Raw genomic sequence first — 26937 nt, 5'->3', positions numbered from 1 at the left:
GTGGAGGGCGCGGGTAGCTACGGCACGCGGATCAAGAAGCTGCATCCCACTCGCGCAGCATATGCTTGGCAATCTGAAGCTGAAGAATTTGCGTGGTGCCCTCGTAAATCCGGTAAATCCGCGCATCGCGGTAGAAGCGCTCTGCGTCATATTCAGCGAGGTAGCCCGCGCCGCCATAAATCTGCACGACCCTGTCGACCACACGGCCGCACATTTCCGAAGCGAAGACTTTGAATGCGGCCGCCTTGGTGATGATATTCTCACCGCGGTCCGCGCGTTCGGTCACATCGCGCATCATGCATTCGGCGGCGTAAATTTCGGTTTCGCTGTCGGCCAGCATCGCTTGGATCAATTGGAAGCGGGCAATTGGCTCGCCAAAGGCTTGGCGTTCATTGGCATAGCGCAGGGCGGAATTGAGAGCGCGCCGGGCATATCCTGTCGCCGCCGCGCCCACTGAAATGCGGCCATTGTCGAGGCTCTGCATCGCAAAGCGGAAACCCTTGCCGGTTTCTCCGCCTAGCAAAGCATTACCGGGCACTTTCACATCATCGAGCATGATGTCGGAGATATGGCTGCCGGACTGGCCCATCTTCTTGTCCGGCGAGCCGGTTGAAATTCCTGGAGTGTCCATCGGCACCAGAAACGCGCTGACATGGGCGTTTTTGGGCAGATTCTCTTTTTCGGTCCGCGCCATGATCAAGGCGACATCGGCATGCGGCGCATTGGTGATGTAGCGTTTAGTGCCATTCAGCACCCAGCCATTGCCATCGGGATCAGGGGTCGCACTGGTTTGCAGGCCGGCGCTGTCGCTGCCCGAGCCCGGTTCGGTCAGGCCAAAGCAAGCGATCTTGCCTTCGACCAGTTTCGGATACCATTCGGCCCGCTGCGCCTCGGTGGCGCCGTTCTTGAGTGCACTCGCAAACATCCCGACATTGATTGAGAAGATCGATCGATAGGCGGGCGCAGCGTAGCTCATCGCGTTGACGACGCGGGCATATTGCCGGGTGTTGAGGCCAGCGCCGCCATATTCTTCGGGTACGGAAATCCCGAACAGGCCCATATCGCGCATTTCATCGACAATCTCTGGCGGGATCGCATCGTTTTCGATGACGTCGTTTTCCGCCGGGATGAGGCGCTCTTTGACATAGCGGTCGAGTTGCTCGGCGAATTGCTCAAACGTGTCGTGATCCATTCCAGCGTTGGCTTGGCCTGCACTCATTATCGGTATCGTCCTTTTGCGCTTATGCGGGGGAGCTATTGCGGATTGTCGCTTGTGCTTTCTTCTGCGTTTTCGCCGGTTGTTTCAGATGGGTCTGGAACGACGGGCGCAGCTGTGGGCAGCACCTCTGGCGGCAGGCGCCGCTCATCCAGCATTTCAGCGGCTTCATCGAGCGCTTGGGCCTCGCCTTCGCTCACTGCTCCGGGGCCCGTATCACTGCTTCCGCCGCCGCAAGCAGCCAGAACCAGCGAGATCGGCGCGCCTATCGCGGCGCGCAAAAATGGGAAGCGGGCGGCGGCGCGGCTGTTTTCGCTGCGATCTGCCAATGCCCGCTTCCCGATCATTGAGTGGATTACTCGGTAACGGCTTCAGCAGCATTTTCCGCCGCGTCCACGACTTCATCCAGGCTCGAGCTGGCCGCTTCGGCGGCTTCGGCTGCGGCTGCTGCTTCGTCGGCAACCACTGCGGCTGCATCTGCTGCTTCGGTGGCGGTTGCCTCGTCAACGGCAGTGTCCGCTGGATCAATGTCTTCAGCAACCGCTGCGGCGTCCTCAACCGGCTCGTCTACGATTGGCTCAAGCGCATCATCCGCTGGCATTTCAACCGTATCAGCGGTCGCATCCACCGATGCATCGTCCGCGCTGCCGCAGGCGGCGAGTGCGAGAGTGGCTCCAGCCACAGCGATCATGCTTGTTAGTTTCTTCATGGGTTTTCCTCCTGAGTGACCCTGATTTGTTTTGGTAGGGCGTGTCCCCACCCTTGCCCGGCGCTGGTGTAGCCGCCTGAGGCCCCGAACGCCAAGCGCGAATTCAATATTCTGGCCGATAGTTGTACCGCGCAGGGACGTTGGGCGATTGCTCAGCGGCGCGGGGCCAAGGTGCTGCTATTATTGTGTTCATGAACAAAAAACTCGCTGCATCTGCCCTCGCCCTAGCAATTTGGGCTCCTTCCGCTGTCGCTCAACAGGGCGGCGGAGATTTCACCATTGTCGAGACCGGACGTTCCTATGGGTCGCTGCAAAGTGCTGTAAGCGCGGTCGGATCGGGTAAGGCAACCATATCAGTGGCTCCGGGCACCTATCGCCAATGTGCGGTTCAGCAAGCGGGCGTGATCACTTACACAGCGGAAAAGGCGGGCAGCGCCGTTTTTGAACGCACCGCCTGTGAAGGCAAAGCGGCGCTGGTGCTGCGCGGTGTGGGCGCGGAGATTCGCGGGATTACATTCCGCGGCATTTCTGTCGGTGATGGCAATGGCGCTGGGATCCGGCTTGAACGGGGCAGTCTCAACATTGCCTATTCGCGCTTCGAAGACAGCCAGCAAGGAATCCTCACCGCCGATGATGCGCGCGGTTTCATCTATATCGCCCGCTCAACCTTTAGCGGGCTTGGCACTTGCGAGCATTCGGCTGGCTGCGCGCATTCGATCTATGTCGGCAATTATGGCGAGCTATCCGTGGTCGACAGCCGCTTCGAACGCGGAACGGGCGGGCATTATGTGAAGGCACGCTCGGGCAAGGTGACGATCCGGGGCAATTCGTTCGACGATGCGAGCGGGCGCGGGACCAATTATATGATCGACCTGCCTGCCGGTGCGCGCGGCACGATCACCGGCAATTGGTTTGTGCAAGGCCGCGATAAGGAGAACTATTCCGCCTTTATTGCGCTAGGCGCAGAGACGGTAATCCATCCATCCGATGGCTTGCGGGTTCAGAACAATGAGGCGCGCTTTGTGCCCGGCCTCAGCCGTTCCAGCGCGTTTTTGGCCGATTGGACCGGATCAAAAGTGGTGATGTCGGGCAACCGTTTGATGGACGGCGTGACGCAATACCAACAGCGCTAAGTCTCTAGGTCTCACCCAAATGCGGGCGCGTATTTGACCTCGCCTTTGGGCAATTCGCCTTCCAGCAGCAGACATTGGAAGTACTCCGCAGGTCCGCCTGCATAGGTCGGCTGCGGCTTATGTTTGAAGCCGAAGCGCGGATAATACTCCGCGCTGCCGATCAGGACGATGCCGCTCGCGCCAAGCTCCCGCAAATTGGCAATCCCGCGCCGGATCAGCCGTCCACCAATATCCTGCCGCTGCAATTCTGGTCGAACAGCGACCGGGCCGAGGCCATACCAGCCAGTGGCGCCGTCCGCGATGGTCACCGGCGAAAAGGCAATATGGCCGACGATTTGCGCGGCATCCTCCGCGACCAGGGACAGCGTTAGATCGCCCTCTTCGCGCAATTGATCGATGATGCCGGGCTCGCTGCCATTGCTGAACGGCATTGGGCGAAAGGCAGCTTCCGTGATCGCATGGATCGTGCCTTCATCTCCGGACACCTCGGGCCGGATCGTGATTGCTGTCATTTCAGCAAATGCCCTGATTTGTCGCGCTTGGTCGCCAGGTAATGCGTGTTGAAGGGGTTGTCGGGCAGCTGATGTTGCACGCGCTCGCTGATAATCACGCCCGCTGCGGTCAGCGCCTCAACCTTGCGCGGATTGTTGGTCATCAGCCGGATGGCGCGCGCACCCAGCAGCTCCAGCATTCGCGCGGCCACAGGAAAATCACGCGCTTCATCGGGCAGGCCGAGGCGTTCATTGGCCTCCACTGTGTCAAACCCGGCGTCTTGCAGGCTGTAGGCGCGCAGCTTGTTGATGAGGCCGATGCCGCGGCCCTCTTGCCGCAAATACAGCAGTACGCCCCAACCGCCCGATGCAGCCTCGTCGGCCATGGCGGCCAGCGCGGCGTCAAGCTGAGGCCCGCAATCGCATTTGAGGCTGCCGAGGATATCGCCGGTAAGGCATTCGGAATGGAGGCGGACCAGCGGCTGTTTGTCGCCGTTTTGCGTGCCAATGATCAGGGCCACATGCTCGCGCGTATCGGCACTGGAGCGGAAGGCGACAATCTCCGCTGTTTCACTCGCGCTCACCGGCAGCCGCGCCCGGGTCGCGATGCTGAGCGCGCCAGTTTCGGAATAATGGGCAAGGTCGGTCGCGGCGATGCTTTGCGCCTCGCCGGCATTGTCGGGATTGACCAGAAAGGCGGGCAATATCCCCGCGATCCGCGCCAGCTCAAGCGCGGCGGCGGCGGTCTCTTCCCAGTCTAAGTCTTCTGCGCGAAAGGGTCCCTTCAGAGGATTGCGCAGATCCAGCGCCGGGTCCGCAATCGGCAATGCCTCGCGCAGGCCAAAAGGCTCCCCGCCGCAGATCAGCACTGGGGCATGCGGGACAGCGGCGGCGCGCTGATTGGCAAGCTTTAAGGTCGCGGCCCGTGCCGCTGAAATCAGCATTTGCGGGGCGGTGGCCTCCCGCGCGATCGCGGTTTCTACTGGGAGCAGGACCGGCCCGCCGACAAAGGCCAAGGGCCAGCCATGGCGCAGGGCATCGACCGCTTGCGCCGCGCGCCGAGCGGGTGAAGGATCAGAGGCGGGCGCCTCGCTCAGAGCGAAAACTCTGTGATCAGCGGAATGTGATCAGATGGCTTTTCCCAGCTGCGCGCATCTTCCACGATGCGGTGGCCGGATGCCTTGGCCGCGAGCGCTGGGCTGGCCCACATGTGATCAAGCCGGCGCCCGCGATCATTCTTGCGATAATCGGGGGAGCGGTAGGACCACCAGCCGTAATAGCGCTCTGGGTCTTTGATGAACTCGCGCCCAACATCGACCCAATCGTGGGCCGCCCTGAACTTGTCCAAAGTATCCACCTCCAACGGGGTGTGGCTGACGACTTTCAAGAGCTGTTTGTGCCCCCACACGTCGCTTTCCAGCGGAGCGATGTTGAAATCGCCGACGATCATTGTCGGCTGCTCAATCGAGCTTGCCCAATCGGTCATGCGGGCTAAAAAATCGAGCTTTTGGCCAAACTTTGCGTTCACTTCGCGGTCGGGCACATCGCCGCCAGCGGGCACATAGACATTGTCGAGGCACATCATGGCGTTGCCATCTGGCGCATCGAGCAGCTCAACCCCGACATGGCGTGCCTCACCATTGGCCTGCCAATCGTGCCGCGAATATTCGCGCAGTGGCACCCGGCTGACCGTAGCCACCCCGTGATAGCCCTTCTGCCCGTGCACAGCGATGTGCTCATAGCCCAGCTTCGCCAGCGCATCGGCGGGAAATTGATGTTCCTGACATTTGATTTCCTGCAGGCACAGGACGTCTGGCGAATGCTCGGTCAGAAAGCGCTCAACCTGGGGCAGGCGCAGGCGGACAGAATTGATATTCCATGTGGCGATAGAGATCATGCGATTGCTTTAGGTTCGCACATATCGCCTTAGCAAGCCGCGATGAGAGAAAAGCGATGGATCATGCTGTAGTTTCACTTTCCTGTAGCATCAGATGCGGATAGCGAGGACGTATTGTTTTTCGGAGGCCCAATTATGACACTCACGCGCCCTTTCGGCTTGATCCTCGCTGGGACGGCGTTGTCCCTTGGCGCATGCACGAATGCAGAAAGCCGCCAAGGCGTGGCGAGTGCTTCGACGTTGCCACCGCCATCAAACCAGGCAATCGCGGCCGAGAAGAAAGCCAAAAACGTCATCCTGTTCATCGGTGATGGCATGGGAATTTCAACAATCACGGCGGCGCGGATCTATGCCGGTCAAAAGCGCGGGCAATCGGGCGAGGAATATGTCCTGCCGTTTGAAAAGTTTGACAATGTCGCGCTGGTGAAGACCTACAACACCAACGCGCAGGTGCCCGATAGCGCAGGCACGGCCACAGCGATGCATTCGGGCAAGAAGACCAAAATCGGCGTGCTGGGGGTTGGGCCAGAGGCGGAGCGCGGAGACTGCGCATCCGGCTTAGCCAACCCACTGCCGTTGCTCGGCGAAGAAGTGAAACAGCGCGGCCTTGCCCTGGGCATTGTCTCCACCGCGCGGATCACCCATGCGACACCGGCGAGCGTCTATGCCCGCAGCCCCGACCGCAATTGGGAGGCGGATGCAGCCATCCCAGAAGATGAGCGCGGAAAAGGGTGTGAGGATATCGCCTGGCAGTTGGTCAATTCCGATTGGGATGTCGCGCTTGGCGGCGGATTGGGCGGGTTTTTTGGTAGCGATACTGGGGGACGACGCGCCCAAAACAACGCGGACCTTCCCGGTCTGTGGACCGGTCGCACCGGTGGCACCTTTGTAATGGACCGTGCGGCATTGGCGGGCGCACCGAAGGACAAGCCTGTGCTGGGCCTCTTTTCGCCCAGCCACATGACCTACATGGCAGAGCGCATGGACGGCAGTAACAAAGGCGCGAGCGAACCGACCCTGACCGAGATGACCAGCCAAGCGATTGCTCGGCTCAAAACCGATCCTGATGGCTATTATTTGATGGTCGAAAGCGGCCGGATTGATCACGGCCACCATGCGGGCAAGGCGGGCTTTGCATTGGAAGAAACGGTCGAGTTTGCCAATGCGATCCAATATGCGATCGAAAATACGGACCCGGAAGAAACGCTGATCATGGTGACGGCGGATCACAGCCATGTGTTCACCATCTCTGGCTATCCGCGGCGTGGGAATGACATTCTCGGCCTCGTCGTTCCGCCAGAAGGTGATATTTCCAACCCAGACGAGCCCACGCTTGCAGAGGATGGGAAGCCTTACACAACATTGGGGTATTGGAACGGCCCCGGCGCGCTGCATGACCACAGTGAGCGACCCGCGCCGGAAACCGGCGTAAATGCACAGCAACAAGCGGCAATTCCGCTTGGTAGCGAGACGCACGCTGGCGAAGACGTGGCGCTCTATGCCCAAGGCCCCGGCGCGGACAAAGCGCGCGGCGTGATTGAGCAGAATGTGGTGTACGATATCATCCGCAGTGCGTTTGGCTGGAAATGAGCCGAACAGATATTTGGCTTAGGCGCTAGCGAGAATTGTAAGCCGTTGGAACCGGCGCGCAGCGCACTTTTGTGCGTGAGCACCGGAAGTCGAACGGTTTGAAATTCGCAGCAAGCTAAGGCGAATATACAACAAAAAACCCTCACCCCGGGGGCAATGGGGCGAGGGTTCCATGTGAGCGTTCGTCACGCTTGTACAAATCAGTCTGAACGAGGGTTGGGGCAACAGGGGGAAACCCGCCCTCAACCGACTTGCAGAAGAAAATTACGCCTATTCGCCTTACAGGTAAATGAATATGTGCCGGAGTTTGTCGTATTCCTACAACTAAAGGCGGTTAAACCGTTCAACCTGGCCGACGAGATGATTTGCGCGGATCTCTGAATCGAAAAGCGCTGTCGGCGACCGACATTCCATAGCGATGATTCTTTAGCCGAACGGTGGTGCGGTGATTCTGCGAATCAAGCGCCACCCAGTGCGTCAGCTGCCATCCACCAGGCGCCGTGCCATCGCGCACAAAGATCATATTGATCACGCCAAATTCGGGCCGCTTGGGATCGCGCACTTCAACGCTGATCACATCATCATTGCCAGTCGGCATCATCTTGCCGAATTTCTTCACATCGCGGGTGGGATCAAGCAGCGCGCCGAGCGGCGAGTTCTGGATCGGCCAGCGTTCAACCTGATCAACAGTGTAATCGATCAAATAGAGTGATTTGCCGTTGGAGACGACAAGCAGATCGGTCCCCTTCTCATATTCGAAGCGGATCTTACCCGGCCGTTTCAGCGTCATTTCGCCTGCGATCACATTGCCCTGACGATCAATCTGCGAGAAATCGGCCTTCATGGTCGAGATCGCGCGCAATGCGCCAGCAGCCACGTCCAGATCATTCGCCTGCGCATAGGCAGGCGGCGCGGGGGCAAAGCTGGTTTCTGCTGGCAAGCCAAAGGCTGCAGCAATTGCGGCTGCGCTCGCGGCGGTGGCGGCAAGCGGCTTTGAAAATCTAAAAAGGTTCATGCTCATAACCTGTGCGATTAATGCGTTGGCGTTGAACTGCGGCTGAACTGAGCGTTTTGCAAGGGGTTAAGCAGGCCGTGTGCAGCGCCGCCTGCGCCATACAACGCAAAACCGCGCCGAAGCGCGGTAGTGGACGCCATATGCGGGGCGCATCCGCTGAAATTCTGGAGTTCCGCAGGCAATCTGCCGGGCCAAGGCCCGCTGCAGAGCTGCGGTCAGAAGCTTACTTGATTTTGGCTTCTTTGAATTCGACGTGCTTACGAACAACCGGATCGTACTTACGGAACACCATCTTTTCGGTGATGTTGCGCGGGTTCTTTTTGGTCGTGTAATAAAAACCCGTGTCGGCGGTCGAGACGAGCTTGATCTTGACGGTTGCGGGCTTCGCCATCGCGTTATCCTAATTCTATCTGGTGGGCCCACACAACTAAGCGCGTTTGAGCCGAAAAAAATCAGGCGACGCGCGGAGCATCGCCTTGCAAGCCGCGCCATTTATCGAGTCACCGCTCAGAGTCAAGCAAATCTGACTATTCGGCGCGGGCGTGAGCCTACCAATCAGAGCGGCTGGGTTTGCCGCGATTGGCCTTCACCGTGCCGCGCGCTTTCTTCGATTTGAGGCGCTTGGTCTTGCCCACCCGGTTGATCCGGGTTTTCGCCCGGCGTTTGGGCTGCTTATGGGCCTCCTCCAGCAGGTTCTCCAGCTTCTCTCGCGCAAGGCCGCGATTGGCCTCTTGAGTGCGGTATTCGCGCGCCGTGATCAGCAGTTCGCCCGCCGCTGTCAGCTTGCTGCCCGCTAGCGTTCTGAGCCGTGCGAACACGGGAGGCGGCAGGCGCAGCGCATAGATATTGACGCGTAGCTGCACCTCGGTCGCGACCTTATTGGCGTTCTGCCCGCCGGGGCCGGAGCCTGCGAGGAAGCTCTCCTGCGCCTGAGCGTGCGCGCGTTCGAGCAGGTCTTTATCCATCGTCCTGTTCGGCGCTGATGGTGGGTTCGGTGACCTCTGGCGGCTCTGGTGCGGTCAGGCCCGCGCGCACGAAATCCTCTGGGAATGGAGCATGGGCGGTGATTGTCGGCTTGGTACTGCGCGCGACCCCAATGGTTTCAGCGTGCAGCATGGTGCGGCCAGCGCCTTTGTTCTGACCGCGCACCGGGCCGTAAACCGGATCGCCCAGCAATGGCGCGCCAAGGCCCAGCAGCGCATGAACCCGCAATTGGTGCGTGCGCCCGGTCTCTGGGCGAAAACGGATCAGTGAGCGCTGTTTGTCGCCCTCGCCAATGGTCTGCAGTAACTCCCAATGCGAGATCGCAGGTTTGCCCTTTTTCGCCGCGATCATGCGCCAGCCCTTTTCCGCTGAACTGATCTTGGAGAGCGCCAGTTCAATCGTGCCAGAGGTTTCTGCTGGCACCGCGTCGAGCACCGCCAGGTAGGTCTTGGATACGGCGCGGTTTTCAAACGCCTTATTGAAGCGTTTGAGCGCCTTGGGATTGCGAGCCAGCAGCAGGCATCCGCTGGTGTCTGTATCCAGCCGGTGAACCGCATGCGGCAGCCGCTGAAACCCCAGCTTCAGCTCATCGAGGTGATCGAACAGGCAGGGTCCGCCGCGCCGCGGACGATCCACTGGCAGGCCGGCAGGCTTATCGATCACGAGAGCCTCGCCATCTTCGAACAATATCGGGAGCATTGGGCAGGGCGCCTTTATGAAAGTTTGAGCCGGGCTCGATTTAGCCCGCGCAAGGCATTGCCTAGCACAAAACCATTTTCTAGGTCGGCAAGTTTGAGCTGCGCTTCGACCGCGCGGCCTTCAGCGATCAGGTGTTGGCGCAGAATGCCGGGCAGCAGACCGAGCGTGGCGGGCGGGGTCAGCAGCATGCTATCCTTATCGCGTGCGTCTTTCGCCACAAAAATATTGCTGAAGCTGCCCTCTGTGACGAGGCCATCGTCGCGCACAAAGATGGCTTCATCCGCGCCGTGGGTGCGCGCAGCCGACAGCCCGTCTTCGTAAAAGCTGCGATCAGACGTTTTGTGCGCCAATCGCCAATCGGACGGGTCCAGCGGTAGCGGCAGAGCGATGCACTCAAAGCCATTGTCTTTAGGCTCAGGCAGCGGGCCTGTTTCCAAAGCGAGCGAACCGAGCCGCGAGACCAGCAGGCGAACCTTGCACGCCGCCTCCAAATCAAAGCACAGCGCTTGAATCTGATTGCGCGCCGCGTGGCGATCAAACGAAAAGCCAAGCGTCGCCGCGCTTGCTTTCATGCGGCCCAGATGCAGCTCCAGCAGGTCGATCCCGCTTTCCGGTTCAAACCGCATGGTCTCAATCAGGTCCACCTGCGGCGCGGTGTGATCGGGCGAGGCGCGCCTTACAAATCCGGCTTTGACTTCGCTCTCGCGCCGCTCAGCGATCATCTCGCTGTCGGCGACAATCGCTGAGCCTACGCCCAGCACGGCATTGCCTTGCGCGTTTTCTATCGGGGTCAGGCGCAGGGTGCGAATGGCGACATTGAAGGCCGCCGAGCCATCCGCGTCAATCCGGCCAATCGCGCCGCAATAGGGCCCGCGCGCATCGCGCTCATAATCACCGATCAGTTCCATCGCGCGAATTTTCGGCGCGCCGGTGATCGAACCGCAGGGAAACAGAGCGCGCACCAGATCAACCGGGCCATTGTCCGGGGTCAGCCGGGCGCGGACGGTGGAGACCATTTGATGCAATGTCGGATAGCTCTCAACCGCAAAGGGCTTGTCAACGCGCACGCTGCCGGGCTCTGAAATGCGGCTGAGATCGTTGCGCATCAGGTCAACAATCATCAGGTTTTCCGCTTTGTCCTTCTCCGACGTCGCCAGATCATCCGCCAGCGCCGAATCGGCGGCCGCATCAGCCCCGCGCGGGCGGGTGCCCTTCATGGGCTTGGCTTTGGCGTCTTTGCCATCGAGCGCGACGAACAGCTCTGGCGAGAAGCTTAGCAGCCAGTGCGAGCCGTCAAACACGATCCCGCCATAACCAGCGCTCGCCGCGCTGCGCAGCCGGGCATAGATCGCCAGCGGATCGCCGCGATATGACCCGGCGAGCGGATAGGTGAGATTTGCCTGATAAATATCGCCCGCGCGGATCGCCTCTTGCAGGGCCTCGAACGCTTTGGCGTATCCTCCGGGGGAAAGCTGAGGGTCGAGCGGGCCGATGGAAGATGCGCCCGCGCTGCCCGCGTCTGTGCCGCTGTCCTCAGCGCGCGCCGCTAGCCAGCCCGGCACATTGCCAGCGGGAATTTCTTCGGCCGCATCAAACAGACCGAACCACACCAGCGGACCGTTTGCGCCGCTGCGGCTGGCGGCGAGTTCTGCGAGCTTTGGCTCTAGCGCTAGGCCCGCTTCATAGGCGATGTAGCCGGCCAGCTCTCCGCCGTGCTCAGCCTGCGCAGAGCGCGCATCAGCTAAAGCGCGTTCCACCTCGTCTGGGCGGTGGGCGGCAAAGATTTGTCGTGGGTTTTCATACAGGCGCGCAGGCGCAGCGGCGGCGCTGTCAGCAGTTTCCTCGCGCGCATCGTCCAGCAGAATAAACGCAGTCACCTCACCCATATGCCCAGCCTTTAGAGCATCCACGCTTCAAGTCGACCACCTATGTCGCTGCATACGTTGCCGCGTGCAAGCGACACCTTGACCGCTTGGCCCTGTCACTTCACACCTTCGGCAAGACAAAATGATAAAAAAGGGCGTTTTGCGAACATGAGCGATAAACCGGGCGAAATCTTTCTGGGGCTGGGCAGCAATGGCGAGAACCAGCATCTCGCGCTCAGCCGGTCAAACCGTCACGGGTTGATCGCAGGTGCGACCGGCACGGGTAAGACGGTCACCTTGCAGGGGCTGGCCGAGAGCTTTTCCGCCAATGGCGTGCCGGTGTTCGTTGCCGATGTGAAGGGCGATCTATCCGGTATCGCCATGCCCGGCAGCGCAAAGTTCAAGCACGCCGACAAGCTTGAAGGCCGGGCCAAAGAGCTTGGCATGGACGACTATGATTATTCCGATAACCCAGTGGTCTTCTGGGATCTGTATGGCGAGCAAGGCCATCCGATCCGCACCACCATTTCTGAAATGGGGCCGCTGCTGCTTGCCCGCCTGCTCGATCTCAACGACACGCAGGAAGGCGTGCTGCAAATCATCTTCCGCCATGCGGACGATAATGGCCTGCTGCTGCTCGATTTCGGCGATCTGCAAAGCATGCTGCAATGGGCCAATGAAAACGCCAAAGAGCTCTCGGGCAAATATGGCAATGTGTCGAAGCAATCGGTCGGCGCGATCCAGCGCCAGCTGCTGAGCTTTGAAGCGCAGGGCGCGGATTATTTCTTTGGCGAGCCAGCGCTCGAGATCGACGACTTTCTACAATGCGATGAAACCGGGCGCGGCATCGTCAATGTGCTGGCCGCCGACAAATTGATGCGCAGCCCGAAGCTCTACGCCACCTTCCTGCTATGGCTGCTGGCGGAGCTGTTTGAGAGCCTGCCCGAGGTGGGCGATCCGGAGAAACCAAAGCTCGTGTTCTTCTTCGATGAGGCGCACCTGCTGTTCGATGATGCTCCCAAGGCGCTGGAGGAGAAGATTGAGCAGGTTGTTCGCTTGATCCGTTCAAAAGGCGTTGGTGTGTTCTTCGTGACGCAAAATCCGATCGACATTCCTGAAGAGGTTGCAGGCCAGCTGGGCAACAGGGTGCAGCATGCCTTGCGCGCCTTCACCCCGCGTGATCAGCGCGCGATCAAGGCGGCGGCGGAAACCTTCCGGATCAATCCTGACCTCGATGTTGAGGAAGCCATCACAGAGCTGAAAGTGGGTGAAGCGCTGGTATCTACCCTCGACGAAGACGGCGCGCCGACCATTGTACAGCGCACTTTGATCAAGCCGCCGCGTTCGCGCCTTGGCCCGGTCACCGCCAAAGAGCGCGCGATCATTCAGTCGATCAGCCCGTTTGAGAACAAATATGACGAGGCGATCGACCGCGAGAGCGCAGAGGAAATTCTGGCCGCGAAAAGCGCCGATGCCGCTGAGACAGCGCAAGAAGTCGAGGAACAAGGCGAGGAAGAGGTGCGCAAACGCCCACGCAAGACCAAGAGCATGTGGGAAAAGGCTCTTTCACGCGGAACCAAAGTGGCCGCAGGCGGAATGGCGGGGGCTGCAGCGTCTGCGATCCTCGGCAAAAAATCGCGCGCCAACCCAATGCGATCCGGGATCACATCAGCGGCTGGTTCCATCGCCACTGATCTGGCCGGACCAGTGGCTGGGCGGTTTGTGAGGAACCTCATCGGCGGCCTAATGCGCTGATCACGGGGCTTTGGCCCGCATGCTTGCTGCAAATCGACCCGTTCTGTGCTTCCGGTGCTCACGTGCGAACCAAATCTCCCGCGATCAGATTGGGGCTAAAAAGCGATGCACTGGCCTCAAACGCTCAAGAAGTGGTTTTCAAACTTCAGCCGCGCGGGCATTTTGAAATCGAGCAGCGCTTCGCCGCCGGCTGAGCGCAGCATCGCTTCGCAGGCCTCGCGGTCTGTGCCGTCAAGCGAGGCGAGATAGTCGAGCCCGTGCTGCAGCATCCACAGGCTGAAGGGTGCAGCGATGCGCTGACCCTTGGTGCTCTCAATCGTGAAATCGGCCATGCCGACCGCGCGCGGGATCTCTGTGTCCGGATTGGTGGTCAGCCACTCACCAAACATGCCGGCTACTTTCGCAAGATAGGGCACTTGCTCGCTCATCATTCGCGTCAGCACCGGCAGCAGCGTCTCGGGAATTTCGTCATTGGGGAGGAACTCACCCGAAAGCGGGGCCTTCACATCGACCATGCGGCGGACCCATTCGGCCACGCGCGGAGCCAATCGCTCCATAATCTCGCCAGATGCCGGGTCCCGGTAAAGGTGGGCATAGAGCGGCCCGATCAGGCCCAGATCACCGATCGAAGGCCGCGATCCCAATAGGAAAGGATGTACCGTGAAATGCGCGTCCAAATCGGCCAACAGAGCCTCATAGCTCGCCTCAATTGCCGGGATTGTCGCCTTATTGATACCGAGCATGGGGACGAAGCCGCGGAACATGCCGCCGCGCTCTTTGCCAGTCGCATATTGCTCCTCTGGAGTGCCATCCGGCAGCGCGGTTTTGCCAAATTCGCCGTAAACCCACTCCTCGTTGTAATGCCAGCGGTAATGCATCGCCGGGATCACCAGCCATTCATCGCCAAAACATTCCAGCAGCAGCGCGGCAAGACGCTGGCGCGGCGTATCAGGATAGACCGACGGCCCGCCTTCACTGGCTTCGAAGTGATCGATGATCAGCGTGGTGTCTTGCAGGATCGAGCCATCATCTTTCTGCATCACCGGGATAACCGGGCGTCCGACATTGGGGATGATGATCTTCGCATAGACATCGGGGGTGGAGAGCACCTCCGTGTAATCCACCTGCTTCCAATCGAGATAGCTGCGCGCCTTGCCGGAATAGAGCGAGAGCGGGGCGGCGTAGAGTGTGTGGGGCAAGGGGGAACTCCGATTGTGCTGTGCGGCGCTACCCTTGCCCGGTGCTGTCGCCCTTTGGAAGCGCAATCTCTCCCCGCAGGCCAGTGACCGTTTCGCCCTCGCGCAGATTGGAAAGTGTCAGCGTCCCGCCGTGCTGCTCAGCAATGGCGCGCGCCAGCGTGAGGCCTAGACCCGCGCCGCCTGTTGCGCGGTTGCGTGAGGCCTCTCCGCGGGTGAAGGGCTCCATCATCGCCTCAATATCGCCTGCCGGAATTCCGGGGCCTGTGTCATCGACGCGTAAGATGATCGCCTCACCCTCTTCGAGGAGAGAGACCTTTGCACTTTCACCATAACGCAGCGCATTGCCGATGAGATTGCGCAGCGCTCGCTTTAGCCAAGTGACTTGCGCGCGCGCGACAATACGCGCCGGGTCATCGAGCGTGATCGGCTCGCCCAGATCTTCGAATTCTTCCGCCACGCTGGTGGTCAGCGCCGCCAGATCAACATACTCAAAACCATTGTTCACTCGGCCAACTCTGGCCAGCACCAGAATGTCGTCCAGCGTCTTAGTGATGTCTTCGATGCTATCCGCCATGCGCGCACGCTGTGTGTCGTCAGGCACGCTTTCAATCCGCACGCGAAGGGCGGCGAGAGGCGTCTTAAGGTCATGGCCAATCGCACCGAGCATCACGTCCTTTTCGTCCAGCAAGGCTGCGATGCGCGCTTCCATTGTATTATGCGCCGCGATCAATCGCCGCATGTCGCCGGGCCCGCGTTCTTCCAGTTTCACCGCTCGGTCGGGCTGCCGAGAGAAGTCCGTGACACGCGTTGTCAGCGCCGCCAGAGGCTGTGTGATCCGCCGCAGCACAAAATAGAGCAGCGCGAACAAAATGGCGAAAATGACGGCGGTTTGCAGCAGGATGGTGCCAATTGCATTGCGCGGCGTACGCGGATCGGTGACACGGGCGATCAGCCATCCCGCTTGATCGGCGCGCTCAACGGCGGCGACCAGAATTGTGCGTTCTTCCCGGCTGGCTGGGCGCAATCTCGGCCGATCTTGCACGCGCTCTCTTACGAAAGGATCATCGCCTGCGTTCCGCCGGGCGATTACGATATTGCCTGCCTCGACGTCTTGCTGCGCCAGAATTTCGCGCAGTGCGTTTTCGTAATCAGGCAGCCGCGTCTCGCGGGAGCCAATTGGCAATTCCTCATTGTATTCAATGCCTAGTCTAAATGGCCGCGCGAATGGACGGCCTCCGGGTCGGCCTTCGCCGTCAGCGCGGCGGTCTCTTACTGGCAATCCGCGCGCAATCCGGTCCGCTCTGCGCGCTTCGCGGCGTTCGGCCCGGCGCGCCTCTCTCTCTGCCAGATCAGGACGCCCACTTTCCGCCACCAGTTGAAAGGCAAGCTCGCTGACGAGGCCGATTTCGCGGCGCTGCTCGGCTGCGCGGTACAGCAAGGCGGCGGATATCGCTTGGCCTGCCATCAGGCCAATCGCCAAAACCAGCATCACTTGGCCCAGCAGGCTTTGAGGCAGCAGGCGCTTCATTCCGGCGTATCGGGTGCAAAGCGAGTGACCTGAGCGGCAAAGCGGTAGCCTCCGCCGCGCACGGTCAGGATCAGTTGCGGGTTGCGGCTGTCGGCTTCAATCTTGCGGCGCAGGCGGCTGACTTGATTGTCGACCGCCCGGTCAAACAAATGCGCCTCTCGCCCCTGGACCATGTCGAGCAATTGATCCCGGTCCAGCACGCTGCGCGGATGATCGAGCAAAGCGCGAAGCAGGCGGAATTCGGCGGTGGAGATGGGGACAGTGACACCCTCTGGATCAATAAGCTTGCGCTTTAGGGGATCGAGAGACCACCCTTCAAAGCCATAGTGCAAATCTTGGGCTTCAGTGGGGGCGGCGGGCCCGCGATGCGCGCGGCGCAGGACAGAGCGAATGCGCGCCACCAGTTCGCGCGGCTCGAACGGTTTGACGACATAATCATCGGCGCCCAGTTCCAGCCCGACGATCCTGTCGGTCGGTTCCCCGCGTGCGGTCAGTAGGATGACCGGCAATTGCTGGGTTTCAACCAGATGGCGGCACAGTGAGAGGCCGTCTTCGCCGGGCATCATAATATCGAGCAGGACGATGTCAGGCTTTGCTTGAAGCAGGGCCGCGCGCGCGGCGGCGGCGCTTTCAGATTCGGTAACGGCGAACCCCTGACCGGTCAGATATTCGGCCAGCGGTTCTCGCAGGGTCGCCTCGTCATCGACGAGCAGGATTGAGGTGTGGGCCGGATCGGTCATAGTCTGTGCGGGCATGGCGTGCGCCGGCCCGCTGCGCAACTCGTAAGTGAGCGGCGAGCGGGCCGGGCCTCGTGCTTTGGCTTAAGCCGCGGCGCGATCAACGTGATCCGCGGCGTTCCTTACGCTGTTCGCGGCGAGCGTCGCGTTCAGCCTTGCGTTCTTCAGCCGTGATCGTGCCAGACCCATCGGTGTCTGTCCGGGCGAACCTGGCCTCTACCGCAGCGTCATATTCGGCGCGGCTAACCGATTGGTCGTTATTGGTGTCGGCCTGACGCATCATACGCATCATGCGGTCGCCGCCTTTGCGCCCGCCGCGCCCGGCCTTATCACCGCCGCGCCGGTCACCGCGCCGTGCTTCGCGGTCGCCGCCGCCGCGTTCACCGCGGCGCGCTTCACGCTGCTCGGCACCAGCCGCCAATTCCGCTTCGCTCAGGCCGCCGCTGCCATCGGTATCAAGCCGGGCAAAGCGTTCTTCAGCGCGGTTGCCGCGGCGTTCGCCTCGACGTTCTTCGCGTTCTGCCTGACGAGCCTCACGTGCTGCAGCCATTTCAGCTTTGGACAGCTCGCCATCATTGTTGGTGTCGGTGGCGGCAAAGCGCTGTGCGCGTTTGGCAGTGCGGTCTTCCGCGTTCAAAACACCGTCAGAATTGGCGTCCATCTTGGCAAATCGCTCTGCGCTCTTCGCCTTCATTTCCTCTAGCGAGACGACACCGTCGCCGTTGGCGTCTGCTTTGCCTTTGCTACCGTGGTGGTCTGCCAAGGCAGCGCCTGCGCCGCCAATGCCAAGTGCCAGTGCTGCAGCGGACAATGTAAGGGTGATCTTTTTCATTTTTTGTTCCTCTTGAATAGTTTATCAAAAGAGTTGCGGCGGCGCACAGGCTAGGCGCTTCAATGGGAGGGTTCAAAGGCCTGCCATAAGCCAGTCTTAGGGGAGAACTTGGCTTATCATGCGGGGGTATGTCGCTTTGCACGTCCACCGCAACTCACAAGACCCCTTCTAGACCGCTTGTGTCGCAGGATTATCTCGGATCGGCCCTAAATTGTCGCGGTTTGTATCAAGCAGACATAGGCGTTCATCTTGATGAAAGCCGCGTCCAAACCGCTGGCTTAGCGAGGGCGGTGCTCAGTGCCCTCTCCAGCGGTGATGAAGATCGCGGTGGCTTCGCTTGTCACGTCTGCGGTGTGCCAGACACCCGGCGGATTGATCGCATAATCGCCCGCACCAAGCGGCACTTTTGCCACCTTCCCATCTGGAAACTCCTGGGTCAGCACCATTTCACCAGCGGTGCAGATCACCACTTCGCTGCCCTTGGGATGCATCTCCCACACGTCCCAGCTTTCAGCAAAGCTGTACTGCGAGACGAGCCGCCCCTCCGGCCCGTCCTCGCCATGCCGCGCGCCGTAATCGGCATACCATTCCATTCCAGTAAAGGGTGGCTGGGGATGCGCGCTTGCGCGCAGTCCCAGATGGATAAAGCTATCGCTCAATTTGCGCGCGGTCATGATGTGCTCCTCCGGCCGAATTTAGCCGCCTTGGGTCATGCAAAAGACGTTGAGCTTATTGCCGTCAGGATCGCGGAAATAGCCCGCATAAAAGCCATCATCGCCGCGCGGCCCAGGCGCGCCTTCGTCGCTGCCGCCTTTCGCCATCGCCACGTCATAAACGGCCTGGACCTTCTCCGGCGTCTCAACTTGCAATGCCACCATAGTGCCATTGCCAGGGGTGGCTTCTTGCTCGTCAAATGGCTTGGTCGCGGCCACGCCCGGCGCGCCGCCCATCGCGCCCCAGGCGATGAATGTCTCAAATTCCATCATCCGGCCAACGCCAAACTGCTCTGCAATGGCGTCATAAAACTCCGCCGCGCGCGGCAGATCATTGGTTCCCAGGGTTACATAGCCGATCATAATTGTTCCTCCTCAAAAGCGCGCGCATCGGCTCTGTGCCAGTGCGACTCGATGGGCGGAACATTATAGGAACATAGTGTCGCTCGCAAGCGCGCTAAATTCGCCTTTGCATACCGCCAGTTAGAGCGGCGCGCATTCCCGTTTCAGCCATGCAAGGTCTTCACCATCCGGCTGCGGCGCTAGCAAGGCGCGCACTTGCTCGTGATAGCTGTCGACCCATTCGATCTCGCTTTGTGTCAGCAGCGCCTTGTCGATCAGCTTGCGATCGAGCGGGACGAAAGTGAGCGTTTCAAAGCCGAGATAGGTGCCCTCTGCGCGCTCAATTGCACGTTCCTCGACCAGCACCAGATTCTCGATCCGAATGCCAAAGGCATCGGGCTTGTAATAGCCCGGCTCGTTGGAGAGGAACATGCCGGCGTGCAGCTCGTGATTGGTGCCTGCTTGCCCGCCCAATGGCTTGGCAATGCGCTGAGGCCCCTCGTGCACGGCGAGGAAGCTGCCGACGCCGTGGCCAGTGCCGTGGGCATAATCGACCCCGGCCTCCCACAGATATTGCCGCGCGAGCACGTCCAATTGTCCGCCGCTGGTGCCCTGCGGGAATACCGCCTGCGCAATCTGGATATGCCCTTTCAAAACGCGCGTGTTGCGGTCGCGCATTTCCTCGCTCGGCTGAGCATTGCCATCGGCGGTGCCGATCCACACCGTGCGGGTAATATCGGTGGTGCCGTCGGAATATTGCCCGCCGGAATCGACCAGATAAATGCTGCCCGGCGGGATGGTGATATTGCTGTCCTCATCGACCTTATAATGCGGCAGAGCGGCATGTCCGGCGGCGGCTGAGATGGTGTTGAATGATAGGTCGCGCAGATCGCCGTGCTGGCGGCGAAACTCTTCCAGCTTTGCTGCTGCGCTGAGCTCATCCACCTCGCCGCTAGGCGCTGTCACCTCCAGCCAGCGCAGGAAGCGGGCAACCGCCGCCCCGTCGCGGGCCTGAGCATCGCGGTGCCCCTGCTGCTCGACCGGGTTCTTGATCGCTTTGGCGAGGATTGTCGGGTCGGCTTTCAGCGCCACTTTCGCGCCCGCCTTGCTTAGGGTCTGGGCAATGGCCGCCACCCCGAAATTGGGGTCCACGCTCACGCTTTTGCCGCCCATTTCGCTGAGCGCCGCGCTAAACTCATCGCGCGCGCGGATCGTCACCGCATTGCCTAGGTGCTGTGTCAGCTCCGGGGTGACCTTTTCAGGCGCAATAAACAGCTCTGCGTGGCCATCCGCATGGGCGACCAGATAGGACAATGTGACCGGCGTATGGGTCACATCTTGGCCGCGAATATTGAGCAGCCAGGCAATCGAATCGAGCGCGGAGACGACCAGCACATCATGACCGTTCTCTTTCAGCCAATCGGCGATTTGCGCGCGCTTTTCCGCTGAGTTTGCGCCCGCATGGGCATCCTTGTGCACCAGCGCGGGGGCGAGCGAGGGCTCTGGCTGATCCTGCCACACGGTATCAATCGGATTGCCGTTGGTGGCGACGAGTTCCAGTCCGCTGTCTTTTAGCTGCGCGCCGGTCTGCTTCGCCCAGCCTGCCGTATGCAGCCACGCGTCATAACCGATTTTCGCGCCTTGCTCGGCGTGTTTGGCCAGCCATGCGGTGAAGCTGTCGCCCGGAATGCTGCAATATTCATACAGCGCGCCGTCGACCTGGTCGCGGACCTGCACCGTATATCGGCCATCCACGAACATTGCGGCATGATCCAAAGTGACCACCGCAAACCCGGCCGATCCGCCAAACCCGGTGAGCCAGGCTAGCCGCTGAGCATAATCGCCGACATATTCGCTCATATGCTCATCGGAAATGGGCACGACGAAGCCAGCGAGATCGTGGCGCTTCAATTCCTCGCGCAGGGCAGACAGGCGGGCTTCGTGGGTTTGCATCAGCATTTGGTCGTTTCCTAACAGGCCATGCGCTTGCGACGCGCAATCGTTCGGCTATGACAATAGCATAGTGTGCAGCGCGCGGTGTTTAAAGCGCTGCGATAATTTGGCAAAGGATCGGCTCAACCCATGGCAAGCATGCGTGTGCCCTCGCTTTCGAGCGTGTCAGCCTGCGGGCTTACGCTGGCAATCGCACTGGCCGCCGTGCCGATCCAAGCCGCCCAGGCCCAACCTACTCAGGCAATTACCCAAGAGGACCAATCCAACGTGACCAGTGAAACGGGCAAGGCGGCCCCTACCTCTCCGCCGATAGCGGAAAAGCGCGAACACACATTCACCCATCACGGGATCACCGTTTCTGATCCCTATCACTGGCTCAAAGACCAATCCTATCCGGTGATCGATGATGAGGACGTGCTGGATTATGTGAAGGCGGAAAACGCCTGGTTCGAGGCAAATATGGGCTCGCAAGCGGGCCTGACTGAGGCGCTGTTCACCGAAATGCGCGCGCGCATCAAGGAAGACGACAGCACGGTTCCGCAAAAGGATGGCGACTATCTCTATTGGTCAGAGTTTGAAGAGGGCGCGCAATACCGCAAGCATTACCGCAAAGCGGTGGCTGATGGGGACTCGGCAGAGGCGCAGCTCATTCTCGACGAAAACGTGCTGGCCGACGGGCTGGAATATTTCCGCCTTGGCGCGGCCTCGATCAGTCAGAATGGCCGATACCTCGCCTATTCCACTGACACCAGCGGGGCAGAACGCTACACCGGGCGGATCAAGGATTTGCAGACCGGCGAACTGCTCTCCGATGAAATCCCGAACCTGCGCAGCGGCCTGACTTGGGTCGCGAATGACACGGCGCTGGTCTACGGCCCTTCGAGCGAGGAATGGCGCACGCTTGAGGCGAAATTGCACGTCATCGGCACGCCATCGGATGATGACGTTGTGCTCTACAAGGAAGCCGATGAGAGCTTCTCTGTCGGCACAGGCTTAACCGCGCAGGAAGACTGGCTGGTGATTGCCAGCGGCGATAATGAGACCAGCGAAGTGCGGCTGGTACGCGCAGACAATCCGACTGGCGAGCAGATCCTCGTAAAGGCGCGGCAAAAGGGCGTCGAATATTCTGTCGATGTTCGCGATGGCGAGCTGTTCATCTGGACCAATGATGAGCACATTAATTTCCGCTTGGCTAAGGCGAGCATTGATGCGCCGGGCAATTGGGAAACAGTGATCGCGGGCTCCAACGAGTTTTACCTCACTGATTTTGAGCTGTTTAAGGACTTCTTCGTGACCGAGGGGCGTTTAAACGGCCTCGATCAGATTCAGTTGCGGCAATATGATGCGCCGACGGTGGTCAAACCAATCGCCTTTCCCGAAGCGAGCTATAACGCGGGGCTGTCCAACAATCCTGAGTATGATGTGTCGAAACTGCGCCTGTCATATGAGAGCATGATCACGCCGGATTCGGTCTATGATTACGATGTGGCGAGCGCTGGGCTAACTCTGCTGAAGCAGCAGGAAATCCCAAGCGGTTATGACGCTAGTCTCTACGCAACAGAGCGGCTGGAAGTTGAGGCCCGCGATGGCACGATGGTGCCGGTCAGCATCGTCTACCGGAAAGACCGCAAGGATCTGCTCGCCGCGCAAGGAATGGAAGGCCCCGGCCCGCTCCACCTCTATGCCTACGGCGCCTATGGCTATGCCGTGCCGCCGGGCTTCTCAACCACGCGCCTCAGTCTGGTTGATCGCGGTTTTGCCTATGCCATCGCCCATATCAGAGGCGGTGATGACCTCGGGCGGCGCTGGTATCTTCAGGGCAAACTCAATGAGCGCACCAACACCTTCAACGACTTCGTCGACGTCGGCCGCGGGCTGATTGCTCAGGGCTACACCGCAGAGGGCAAAGTCACCGCCAGCGGTGGTTCCGCAGGCGGCGAATTGATGGGCGCGATCATCAATCAGGACCCGGCCCAATATGGCGCCATCGTCAGCCATGTGCCGTTCGTCGATGTGCTGAACACCATGCTGGATGAGAGCCTGCCTCTGACGCCTGGCGAATGGCAGGAATGGGGCAACCCAATCGAGAGCAAGCAGGCCTTTGCCTATATCCTCAGCTACTCACCCTATGATCAGGTGACGGCTCAGGATTACCCTCCCATGCTGGTGACCGCCGGCCTCAACGATCCGCGCGTCACCTATTGGGAGCCAGCCAAATGGGTCGCCAAGCTGCGCGACGTGAAGACCGACGACAATGTGCTGCTGATGAAGACCAATATGGGTGCAGGCCACGGCGGCCAATCGGGCCGGTGGAATTCCCTGCGCGAAACGGCGGAGGAGTTTGCCTTTATCCTGTGGCAGATGGATATGGCTGAGGAGTAGGGCTGTTTGGGTATCACCGTCCGCAGTATTTCGACTATCCTTGCGGTTATGGCTGCGGGATTATTGATTGCAATCGGCGTATTCATGGAACTTTGCGGCGAGGGCTGGATGATGACATTCGCTCTCTGGCAACTCTGTCTTTTCGGTCTGATTGCTGCGGCTATCGCGCTTGCAAAAGGCGCATCGAAGCTGCTGCTTCTGACCTTGCCGTTTTTTCTCGTTCCAGCGGGTATTGGCGCGATGATCATTTATGCTTGTAGCCAAGGCGACTGCCTGTGACCAATCGCTTCAACAAACTCTTCACCGCCAACCCGGAGCACATTGACGAGCTTGGTCATGTGAACAATTCGATCTGGGTCCAATGGATCCAAGACCTTGCAACCACGCATTGGGAGGCGGCGGCTGACCCTGCGCATGTCGAGGCGTTCTTTTGGGTCGTGATCCGGCACGAGATTGATTATCGCGGCAACATTGCCGAGGGCGAAAGCTGCGAAGGCACCACTTGGATTCCCGATGGAGCCAAAGGGGCGAAGTCGGACCGCCTGGTCGAATTTTGTGATAGCGAGGGCAAGCTGTTAGTTGCGGCTCGCACCACATGGGCCATGCTCGACCGCGAAAGCCAGCGACTTGCGCGGGTCCGCCCAGAAATTATGGCGCCATTTCAACCGGAAAATATCTAATGACATCTGCACTTTTTGAACCTTTGACGCTGCCGAATGGCACAGTCCTGCCCAATCGCATTTGCAAGGCAGCGATGGAGGAGAACCTGGCGGTCCAACCCTGCCAATCGCCGGGTGAGAAGCTGTTTAGTTTGTATCAGCAATGGGCCGATGGCGGCTCGGGCCTGATCCTATCGGGCAATGTCATGGTTGACCCATCGGCGCTCACCGGACCAGGCGGCGTTGTCCTGCAAAAAGGGACCGATCTTGCCCCGTTTAAGCATTGGGCAAAGCTGGCGAAATCAGGCGGCGGTCAATTCTGGCTTCAGATCAGCCATCCGGGCCGCCAGCTGTACAAAAGCCTTGGCGAAACCGCCGTCTCGCCGTCAGGCGTGGAGCTTAATCTAGGCAAGTTTTCCTCATTGTTTGCGCCAGTTCGCGCGCTCGAGGCGGATGAGATAACGGCGATCATCACTCGCTTTGCCGACACCGCAGAACTGGCCGAGGCGGCGGGCATCGACGGCGTTCAGATCCACGGCGCGCATGGCTATTTGGTCAGCCAGTTTCTCTCACCGCTGACCAATCAGCGCAGCGATGAATGGGGCGGCAGTTTGGAGAACCGCGCGCGTTTTCTACTCGCAATCGTCGATGCAGTCCGCGCGCGGGTGAGCAAAGGCTTTGGCGTCGGGATCAAGCTGAATTCAGCAGATTTTCAGCGTGGCGGGTTTGAATTCGAAGATGCGCGGCAGGTTGTCCAATGGCTGAAAGGGCGCGGCATCGACTTTGTAGAGCTGTCCGGCGGCTCTTATGAAAGCCCGGCGATGCAGGGTAATCCGCAGGAAGAAGCGCCCAGCAGCTCGACCGAAAAGCGAGAGGCCTATTTCGTCGACTTCGCCCGCGATATTGCGAAGGTCGCTGACATGCCGATCATGGTGACGGGCGGGATCACAAAGCTGGACGTGGCAGAGGCGGCGCTGGCGCTGGACGATAATGGTTTTGGGGTGGAGCTGCTCGGCATTGCGCGGGCGATGGCTGCTGATCCGGCTTTGCCCAATCACTGGAAGGCGGAACAGAACTTTGATGTGACTTTGCCAGAGGCCAATTGGTCGAACGATACGCTGAAAGCGCTGGCGACAATGGCGCTGACCAAGGCGCAATTGGAAAACATGGCCAAGGGTACGCCGCCGGGCGATGGCGGTTGGCCGGTGAAGGCATTGCTGGCCGATCAATGGCGTGCGGCGCAGCGGGCCAAACGCTACCGCGCTTGGCGAGCATCGAGCGCCACTTAAGCCGCGCTCTGTCGGGTGCGTCGTTTTGGCGAGCCAGCAAACAGGGTCAGCCGCTCATAACTCATGCGGTTTCGGCCCGCAGCCTTCGCTTCATACAGCAATATGTCCGCGCGGGCGTACATGTCGTGGAAGGTCATCATGGTCGTGTCATGGCGCGGCAATTCGATCAGGCCCATGCTGGCGGTGACCGGCATATCCAGCCCCTGAACCTCATGCATGATGCGCACTGGAATGGCCTCGCGGAATGCCTCGGCACGTTGGCGCGTGTTCTTGCCGCGCAGCAGGATCACAAATTCCTCGCCGCCCAGTCGCACCGCGATGGAATCGCGGTTTTCTCCGCCGCGAATGGCCTCCGCGCAGGCGATTAGAGCGGCGTCGCCGATCTGGTGACCAAACTTGTCATTGACCAGTTTGAAGCGATCGAGATCAAGCAAGGCGAAGGTGTCAAAACCCTGCTCGCGCAGGTCGTCAAAGCGCGTTTCCACCGCTCGGCGGTTGAGCAGACCGGTCAGCGGGTCATGCTCTGACAGGTGGGTGAGCTCGCGCGCATCACGCAGCGCGCGGTCGCGTTCGCGGCGGATTTGCAGGAAGCGGTCGGCTACACCCAGCGCCGTGCCGATGCCCTCTGACAGGATGCCAATGTAGAAAATCGGCAGCGCGTCTTGCTGCACGCCGAGCGGGAAGACGTGGGTCACGATCTGGATGAAGGTGGCCAAGAACATCGGCGCCCAACCCAGCAATTGGAACTTTACCGAGCGGCTGCCGCGGCGCCACGCATCGATCAAGGTCATGACCAGAACGATGATCGGTATGGCCATGCTGAAGGAATGGAAGTTCCCGCCAAGTGGCCGAAGCACGTCGAAAGATGCGGCGTGGATGATGCTGACCGCAACCGTCCAAACTGCTGCATAGGGAATGATGCGATGGAGCTTGGCCGAGATTTTGCCCGGCTCGATAAAGCTGCGGGTGAACATCAGCGCCACCGCCACTCCCAGACCCATGCTCATAATCAGGCTGACGCGCAGAAACTCCGCGCTCATCGGCATCAGCAGGCCAAACAGATTGGCCCGCGTCGCGATCATCACAGCGAACACGACCGAAAGGGCAATGTGCCAGGCGAGGAAGGATTGGCGCAGAACCAGCAAAAACGCACCGTCGAGCGCGATTGGGATCAGCAGCACGCCGATCAAGGCGGCCAACGCCAGCAAGACTGCGATATCGCTCTCGCTTAGGCCCGGCGCTTCATCAATCAGCTTCGCCCGGGTCAGCGTTGGCCCATGACCATTGCCAGTAAAGGCGGCCAACACTTGGCGCGGCGGCGCGGCGCTGCTTGGGAGGTCGGTGTAGATATATGGAGAGCCAATCGCGCTGTGCATATCAGCGAGTGTTTTCGTCTCATATGTCCACTGACCGCAGGCATCTTGCACTGCCAGATCGAGCTGATCAAAATGGCCGAGCCGGGTGTAAAGCACTCGCGGAGCCTGTTCGCCATCAGCGATATCGAACCGCAATGTCCAATCGCCGCCAGCGGGCTCATTGGTTAAGGGTTTGCAATTCCAGTTCTGCTTGTTGTGCGCAGCGGCGTTAACCTTTGGAGCGTCGCCAGACGCGTCAACCAACACACCTGAAACAATGCAGGGCGCACGCGTTTCCGCCGCTACGGCAGGGGATATGCCCAGCGTAGCGACCAGCGCAAAAATCAGCGCCAACAGAAAATGATTAACACCCACCCGCATTATGCCACGTTAACTACGGTAAAACCCCTTAGAGCAGGTTAAAATCTTGTAAGAAAATCCGACGTTTGTTTGAGCGCCCAGAAATACTCGCGAGTGTTGGTTCGGTAGCTTTGTGACCGAGGTGACGTGGGGCGCTTGCTACAGTCACCTACACCGCACCACCGCATCATTCGCCCTGTTGAAAAGTTACGACGCCGTTTGTCACTAATCCGT

General features: G+C 60.0%; 26 protein-coding genes. 7 read left to right on the top strand and 19 right to left on the bottom strand.

The annotated features are described in order from the left end of the window. Window positions 1-31: 31 nt before the first annotated feature. Genes AC0V6M_RS04195 through AC0V6M_RS04185 form a run of 3 tightly spaced genes read right to left on the bottom strand, consistent with a single transcriptional unit; the run spans window position 32 to window position 1925 of the window. A complete protein-coding gene (locus tag AC0V6M_RS04195; protein WP_486137606.1) occupies window positions 32-1219 on the bottom strand; it encodes an acyl-CoA dehydrogenase family protein in 1188 nt (395 codons plus the stop codon). 35 nt (window positions 1220-1254) lie between these two features. Continuing rightward, window positions 1255-1563, bottom strand: a complete 309-nt coding sequence (locus tag AC0V6M_RS04190) for a hypothetical protein (RefSeq protein WP_486137605.1) — start codon at window positions 1561-1563, stop codon at window positions 1255-1257. Window positions 1564-1571: 8 nt separating this feature from the next. Further along, window positions 1572-1925, bottom strand: coding sequence for a hypothetical protein (locus AC0V6M_RS04185; RefSeq protein ID WP_486137604.1), 354 nt, complete (start codon window positions 1923-1925; stop codon window positions 1572-1574). A gap of 191 nt (window positions 1926-2116) precedes the next feature. On the opposite strand from AC0V6M_RS04185, the gene AC0V6M_RS04180 reads away from it, so the two are divergent. After that, a complete protein-coding gene (locus AC0V6M_RS04180) occupies window positions 2117-3058 on the top strand; it encodes a right-handed parallel beta-helix repeat-containing protein (protein WP_486137603.1) in 942 nt (313 codons plus the stop codon). A gap of 11 nt (window positions 3059-3069) precedes the next feature. Here AC0V6M_RS04180 and AC0V6M_RS04175 read toward each other — a convergent pair whose 3' ends face one another. The 3 genes from AC0V6M_RS04175 to AC0V6M_RS04165 form a co-directional block, all read right to left on the bottom strand. Next, window positions 3070-3570, bottom strand: a complete 501-nt coding sequence (locus tag AC0V6M_RS04175; RefSeq protein WP_486137602.1) for a GNAT family N-acetyltransferase — start codon at window positions 3568-3570, stop codon at window positions 3070-3072. Further along, on the bottom strand, window positions 3567-4565 hold the full coding sequence (gene ribA / locus AC0V6M_RS04170; protein ID WP_486137601.1) for a GTP cyclohydrolase II: 999 nt from the start codon (window positions 4563-4565) through the stop codon (window positions 3567-3569). Before ribA ends, AC0V6M_RS04175 begins: the two co-directional genes overlap by 4 nt. 77 nt (window positions 4566-4642) lie before the next feature. Then, window positions 4643-5446, bottom strand: coding sequence for an exodeoxyribonuclease III (locus AC0V6M_RS04165; protein ID WP_486137600.1), 804 nt, complete (start codon window positions 5444-5446; stop codon window positions 4643-4645). A gap of 135 nt (window positions 5447-5581) precedes the next feature. Here AC0V6M_RS04165 and AC0V6M_RS04160 point away from each other — a divergent pair, with 135 nt between their 5' ends. After that, on the top strand, window positions 5582-7036 hold the full coding sequence (locus AC0V6M_RS04160; RefSeq protein WP_486137599.1) for an alkaline phosphatase: 1455 nt from the start codon (window positions 5582-5584) through the stop codon (window positions 7034-7036). Between the two features lie 343 nt (window positions 7037-7379). Here AC0V6M_RS04160 and AC0V6M_RS04155 read toward each other — a convergent pair whose 3' ends face one another. The 5 genes from AC0V6M_RS04155 to pabB all read right to left on the bottom strand — a co-directional run bounded on the left by AC0V6M_RS04155 (window position 7380) and on the right by pabB (window position 11620). Next, window positions 7380-8051 carry a LolA family protein gene (locus tag AC0V6M_RS04155; protein ID WP_486137598.1) on the bottom strand — a complete coding sequence of 224 codons (672 nt, stop codon included), beginning with the start codon at window positions 8049-8051 and terminating at the stop codon, window positions 7380-7382. 223 nt (window positions 8052-8274) lie between these two features. After that, complete coding sequence (gene rpmG / locus AC0V6M_RS04150; RefSeq protein WP_472639973.1) at window positions 8275-8442, bottom strand: 50S ribosomal protein L33; 168 nt, start codon at window positions 8440-8442, stop codon at window positions 8275-8277. 157 nt (window positions 8443-8599) lie between these two features. Then, entirely contained in the window at window positions 8600-9016 is a 417-nt protein-coding gene (arfB, locus tag AC0V6M_RS04145; RefSeq protein WP_486137597.1) for an alternative ribosome rescue aminoacyl-tRNA hydrolase ArfB, read from the bottom strand. Then, entirely contained in the window at window positions 9009-9734 is a 726-nt protein-coding gene (locus AC0V6M_RS04140; protein ID WP_486137596.1) for an RluA family pseudouridine synthase, read from the bottom strand. The genes arfB and AC0V6M_RS04140 overlap by 8 nt, the downstream gene beginning before the upstream one ends. Before the next feature lie 14 nt (window positions 9735-9748). Next, a complete protein-coding gene (gene pabB, locus AC0V6M_RS04135) occupies window positions 9749-11620 on the bottom strand; it encodes an aminodeoxychorismate synthase component I (RefSeq protein ID WP_486137595.1) in 1872 nt (623 codons plus the stop codon). Window positions 11621-11767: 147 nt separating this feature from the next. On the opposite strand from pabB, the gene AC0V6M_RS04130 reads away from it, so the two are divergent. Further along, window positions 11768-13354, top strand: coding sequence for a helicase HerA-like domain-containing protein (locus AC0V6M_RS04130; protein ID WP_486137594.1), 1587 nt, complete (start codon window positions 11768-11770; stop codon window positions 13352-13354). 116 nt (window positions 13355-13470) lie between these two features. Here the strand turns inward: AC0V6M_RS04130 and AC0V6M_RS04125 are convergent, their stop codons facing one another. The 7 genes from AC0V6M_RS04125 to AC0V6M_RS04095 form a co-directional block, all read right to left on the bottom strand. Then, window positions 13471-14553 (bottom strand): glutathione S-transferase family protein, encoded by a 1083-nt coding sequence (locus AC0V6M_RS04125; protein WP_486137593.1) that lies wholly within the window; start codon window positions 14551-14553, stop codon window positions 13471-13473. 28 nt (window positions 14554-14581) lie between these two features. Beyond that, the gene (locus tag AC0V6M_RS04120; RefSeq protein ID WP_486137592.1) at window positions 14582-16081 is read right to left on the bottom strand and encodes a sensor histidine kinase; all 1500 of its coding nucleotides are present in this window, start codon (window positions 16079-16081) and stop codon (window positions 14582-14584) included. After that, window positions 16078-16821 carry a response regulator gene (locus tag AC0V6M_RS04115; protein WP_486139562.1) on the bottom strand — a complete coding sequence of 248 codons (744 nt, stop codon included), beginning with the start codon at window positions 16819-16821 and terminating at the stop codon, window positions 16078-16080. The genes AC0V6M_RS04120 and AC0V6M_RS04115 overlap by 4 nt, the downstream gene beginning before the upstream one ends. Before the next feature lie 97 nt (window positions 16822-16918). Then, window positions 16919-17650: a hypothetical protein gene (locus AC0V6M_RS04110; protein WP_486137591.1), complete on the bottom strand. Its 732-nt coding sequence runs from the start codon at window positions 17648-17650 to the stop codon at window positions 16919-16921. 278 nt (window positions 17651-17928) lie between these two features. Beyond that, the gene (locus AC0V6M_RS04105) at window positions 17929-18324 is read right to left on the bottom strand and encodes a cupin domain-containing protein (RefSeq protein WP_486137590.1); all 396 of its coding nucleotides are present in this window, start codon (window positions 18322-18324) and stop codon (window positions 17929-17931) included. A 21-nt stretch (window positions 18325-18345) separates the two neighbouring features. Beyond that, window positions 18346-18726, bottom strand: coding sequence for a VOC family protein (locus AC0V6M_RS04100; RefSeq protein ID WP_486137589.1), 381 nt, complete (start codon window positions 18724-18726; stop codon window positions 18346-18348). A gap of 120 nt (window positions 18727-18846) precedes the next feature. Then, window positions 18847-20664, bottom strand: coding sequence for an aminopeptidase P family protein (locus AC0V6M_RS04095; RefSeq protein ID WP_486137588.1), 1818 nt, complete (start codon window positions 20662-20664; stop codon window positions 18847-18849). A 132-nt stretch (window positions 20665-20796) separates the two neighbouring features. Between AC0V6M_RS04095 and AC0V6M_RS04090 the strand changes: the two genes are divergently transcribed. Genes AC0V6M_RS04090 through AC0V6M_RS04075 form a run of 4 tightly spaced genes read left to right on the top strand, consistent with a single transcriptional unit; the run spans window position 20797 to window position 24988 of the window. Then, a complete protein-coding gene (locus AC0V6M_RS04090; RefSeq protein ID WP_486139561.1) occupies window positions 20797-23040 on the top strand; it encodes a S9 family peptidase in 2244 nt (747 codons plus the stop codon). 6 nt (window positions 23041-23046) lie between these two features. Next, a complete protein-coding gene (locus AC0V6M_RS04085) occupies window positions 23047-23319 on the top strand; it encodes a hypothetical protein (RefSeq protein ID WP_486137587.1) in 273 nt (90 codons plus the stop codon). Continuing rightward, window positions 23316-23720, top strand: coding sequence for an acyl-CoA thioesterase (locus tag AC0V6M_RS04080; protein ID WP_486137586.1), 405 nt, complete (start codon window positions 23316-23318; stop codon window positions 23718-23720). The genes AC0V6M_RS04085 and AC0V6M_RS04080 overlap by 4 nt, the downstream gene beginning before the upstream one ends. Further along, window positions 23720-24988 carry an NADH:flavin oxidoreductase/NADH oxidase family protein gene (locus AC0V6M_RS04075; RefSeq protein WP_486137585.1) on the top strand — a complete coding sequence of 423 codons (1269 nt, stop codon included), beginning with the start codon at window positions 23720-23722 and terminating at the stop codon, window positions 24986-24988. The genes AC0V6M_RS04080 and AC0V6M_RS04075 overlap by 1 nt, the downstream gene beginning before the upstream one ends. On the opposite strand, the gene AC0V6M_RS04070 is transcribed toward AC0V6M_RS04075, so the two are convergent. Next, window positions 24985-26697, bottom strand: a complete 1713-nt coding sequence (locus AC0V6M_RS04070; RefSeq protein ID WP_486137584.1) for a GGDEF domain-containing protein — start codon at window positions 26695-26697, stop codon at window positions 24985-24987. The genes AC0V6M_RS04075 and AC0V6M_RS04070 overlap by 4 nt on opposite strands. Window positions 26698-26937 lie beyond the last annotated feature (240 nt).

The sequence above is a fragment of the Erythrobacter sp. JB3-1 genome (genome assembly GCF_057364995.1).
Note: the sequence above shows the minus strand (reverse complement) of the source record. Positions and strands in the feature narration are given on the sequence as shown.

What these genes read in the sequence shown, in the direction of transcription:
- AC0V6M_RS04155 (WP_486137598.1), bottom strand. Translation starts at nt 8,051, where the DNA reads ATGAACCTTTTTAGATTTTCAAAGCCGCTTGCCGCCACCGCCGCGAGC.
- AC0V6M_RS04130 (WP_486137594.1), top strand. Translation starts at nt 11,768, where the DNA reads ATGAGCGATAAACCGGGCGAAATCTTTCTGGGGCTGGGCAGCAATGGC.
- AC0V6M_RS04160 (WP_486137599.1), top strand. Translation starts at nt 5,582, where the DNA reads ATGACACTCACGCGCCCTTTCGGCTTGATCCTCGCTGGGACGGCGTTG.
- rpmG (WP_472639973.1), bottom strand. Translation starts at nt 8,442, where the DNA reads ATGGCGAAGCCCGCAACCGTCAAGATCAAGCTCGTCTCGACCGCCGAC.
- AC0V6M_RS04075 (WP_486137585.1), top strand. Translation starts at nt 23,720, where the DNA reads ATGACATCTGCACTTTTTGAACCTTTGACGCTGCCGAATGGCACAGTC.
- arfB (WP_486137597.1), bottom strand. Translation starts at nt 9,016, where the DNA reads ATGGATAAAGACCTGCTCGAACGCGCGCACGCTCAGGCGCAGGAGAGC.
- AC0V6M_RS04115 (WP_486139562.1), bottom strand. Translation starts at nt 16,821, where the DNA reads ATGACCGATCCGGCCCACACCTCAATCCTGCTCGTCGATGACGAGGCG.
- AC0V6M_RS04175 (WP_486137602.1), bottom strand. Translation starts at nt 3,570, where the DNA reads ATGACAGCAATCACGATCCGGCCCGAGGTGTCCGGAGATGAAGGCACG.
- AC0V6M_RS04090 (WP_486139561.1), top strand. Translation starts at nt 20,797, where the DNA reads ATGCGTGTGCCCTCGCTTTCGAGCGTGTCAGCCTGCGGGCTTACGCTG.
- AC0V6M_RS04105 (WP_486137590.1), bottom strand. Translation starts at nt 18,324, where the DNA reads ATGACCGCGCGCAAATTGAGCGATAGCTTTATCCATCTGGGACTGCGC.
- AC0V6M_RS04095 (WP_486137588.1), bottom strand. Translation starts at nt 20,664, where the DNA reads ATGCTGATGCAAACCCACGAAGCCCGCCTGTCTGCCCTGCGCGAGGAA.
- pabB (WP_486137595.1), bottom strand. Translation starts at nt 11,620, where the DNA reads ATGGGTGAGGTGACTGCGTTTATTCTGCTGGACGATGCGCGCGAGGAA.
- AC0V6M_RS04195 (WP_486137606.1), bottom strand. Translation starts at nt 1,219, where the DNA reads ATGAGTGCAGGCCAAGCCAACGCTGGAATGGATCACGACACGTTTGAG.
- AC0V6M_RS04165 (WP_486137600.1), bottom strand. Translation starts at nt 5,446, where the DNA reads ATGATCTCTATCGCCACATGGAATATCAATTCTGTCCGCCTGCGCCTG.
- AC0V6M_RS04185 (WP_486137604.1), bottom strand. Translation starts at nt 1,925, where the DNA reads ATGAAGAAACTAACAAGCATGATCGCTGTGGCTGGAGCCACTCTCGCA.
- AC0V6M_RS04120 (WP_486137592.1), bottom strand. Translation starts at nt 16,081, where the DNA reads ATGAAGCGCCTGCTGCCTCAAAGCCTGCTGGGCCAAGTGATGCTGGTT.
- AC0V6M_RS04190 (WP_486137605.1), bottom strand. Translation starts at nt 1,563, where the DNA reads ATGATCGGGAAGCGGGCATTGGCAGATCGCAGCGAAAACAGCCGCGCC.
- AC0V6M_RS04110 (WP_486137591.1), bottom strand. Translation starts at nt 17,650, where the DNA reads ATGAAAAAGATCACCCTTACATTGTCCGCTGCAGCACTGGCACTTGGC.
- AC0V6M_RS04140 (WP_486137596.1), bottom strand. Translation starts at nt 9,734, where the DNA reads ATGCTCCCGATATTGTTCGAAGATGGCGAGGCTCTCGTGATCGATAAG.
- AC0V6M_RS04180 (WP_486137603.1), top strand. Translation starts at nt 2,117, where the DNA reads ATGAACAAAAAACTCGCTGCATCTGCCCTCGCCCTAGCAATTTGGGCT.
- AC0V6M_RS04100 (WP_486137589.1), bottom strand. Translation starts at nt 18,726, where the DNA reads ATGATCGGCTATGTAACCCTGGGAACCAATGATCTGCCGCGCGCGGCG.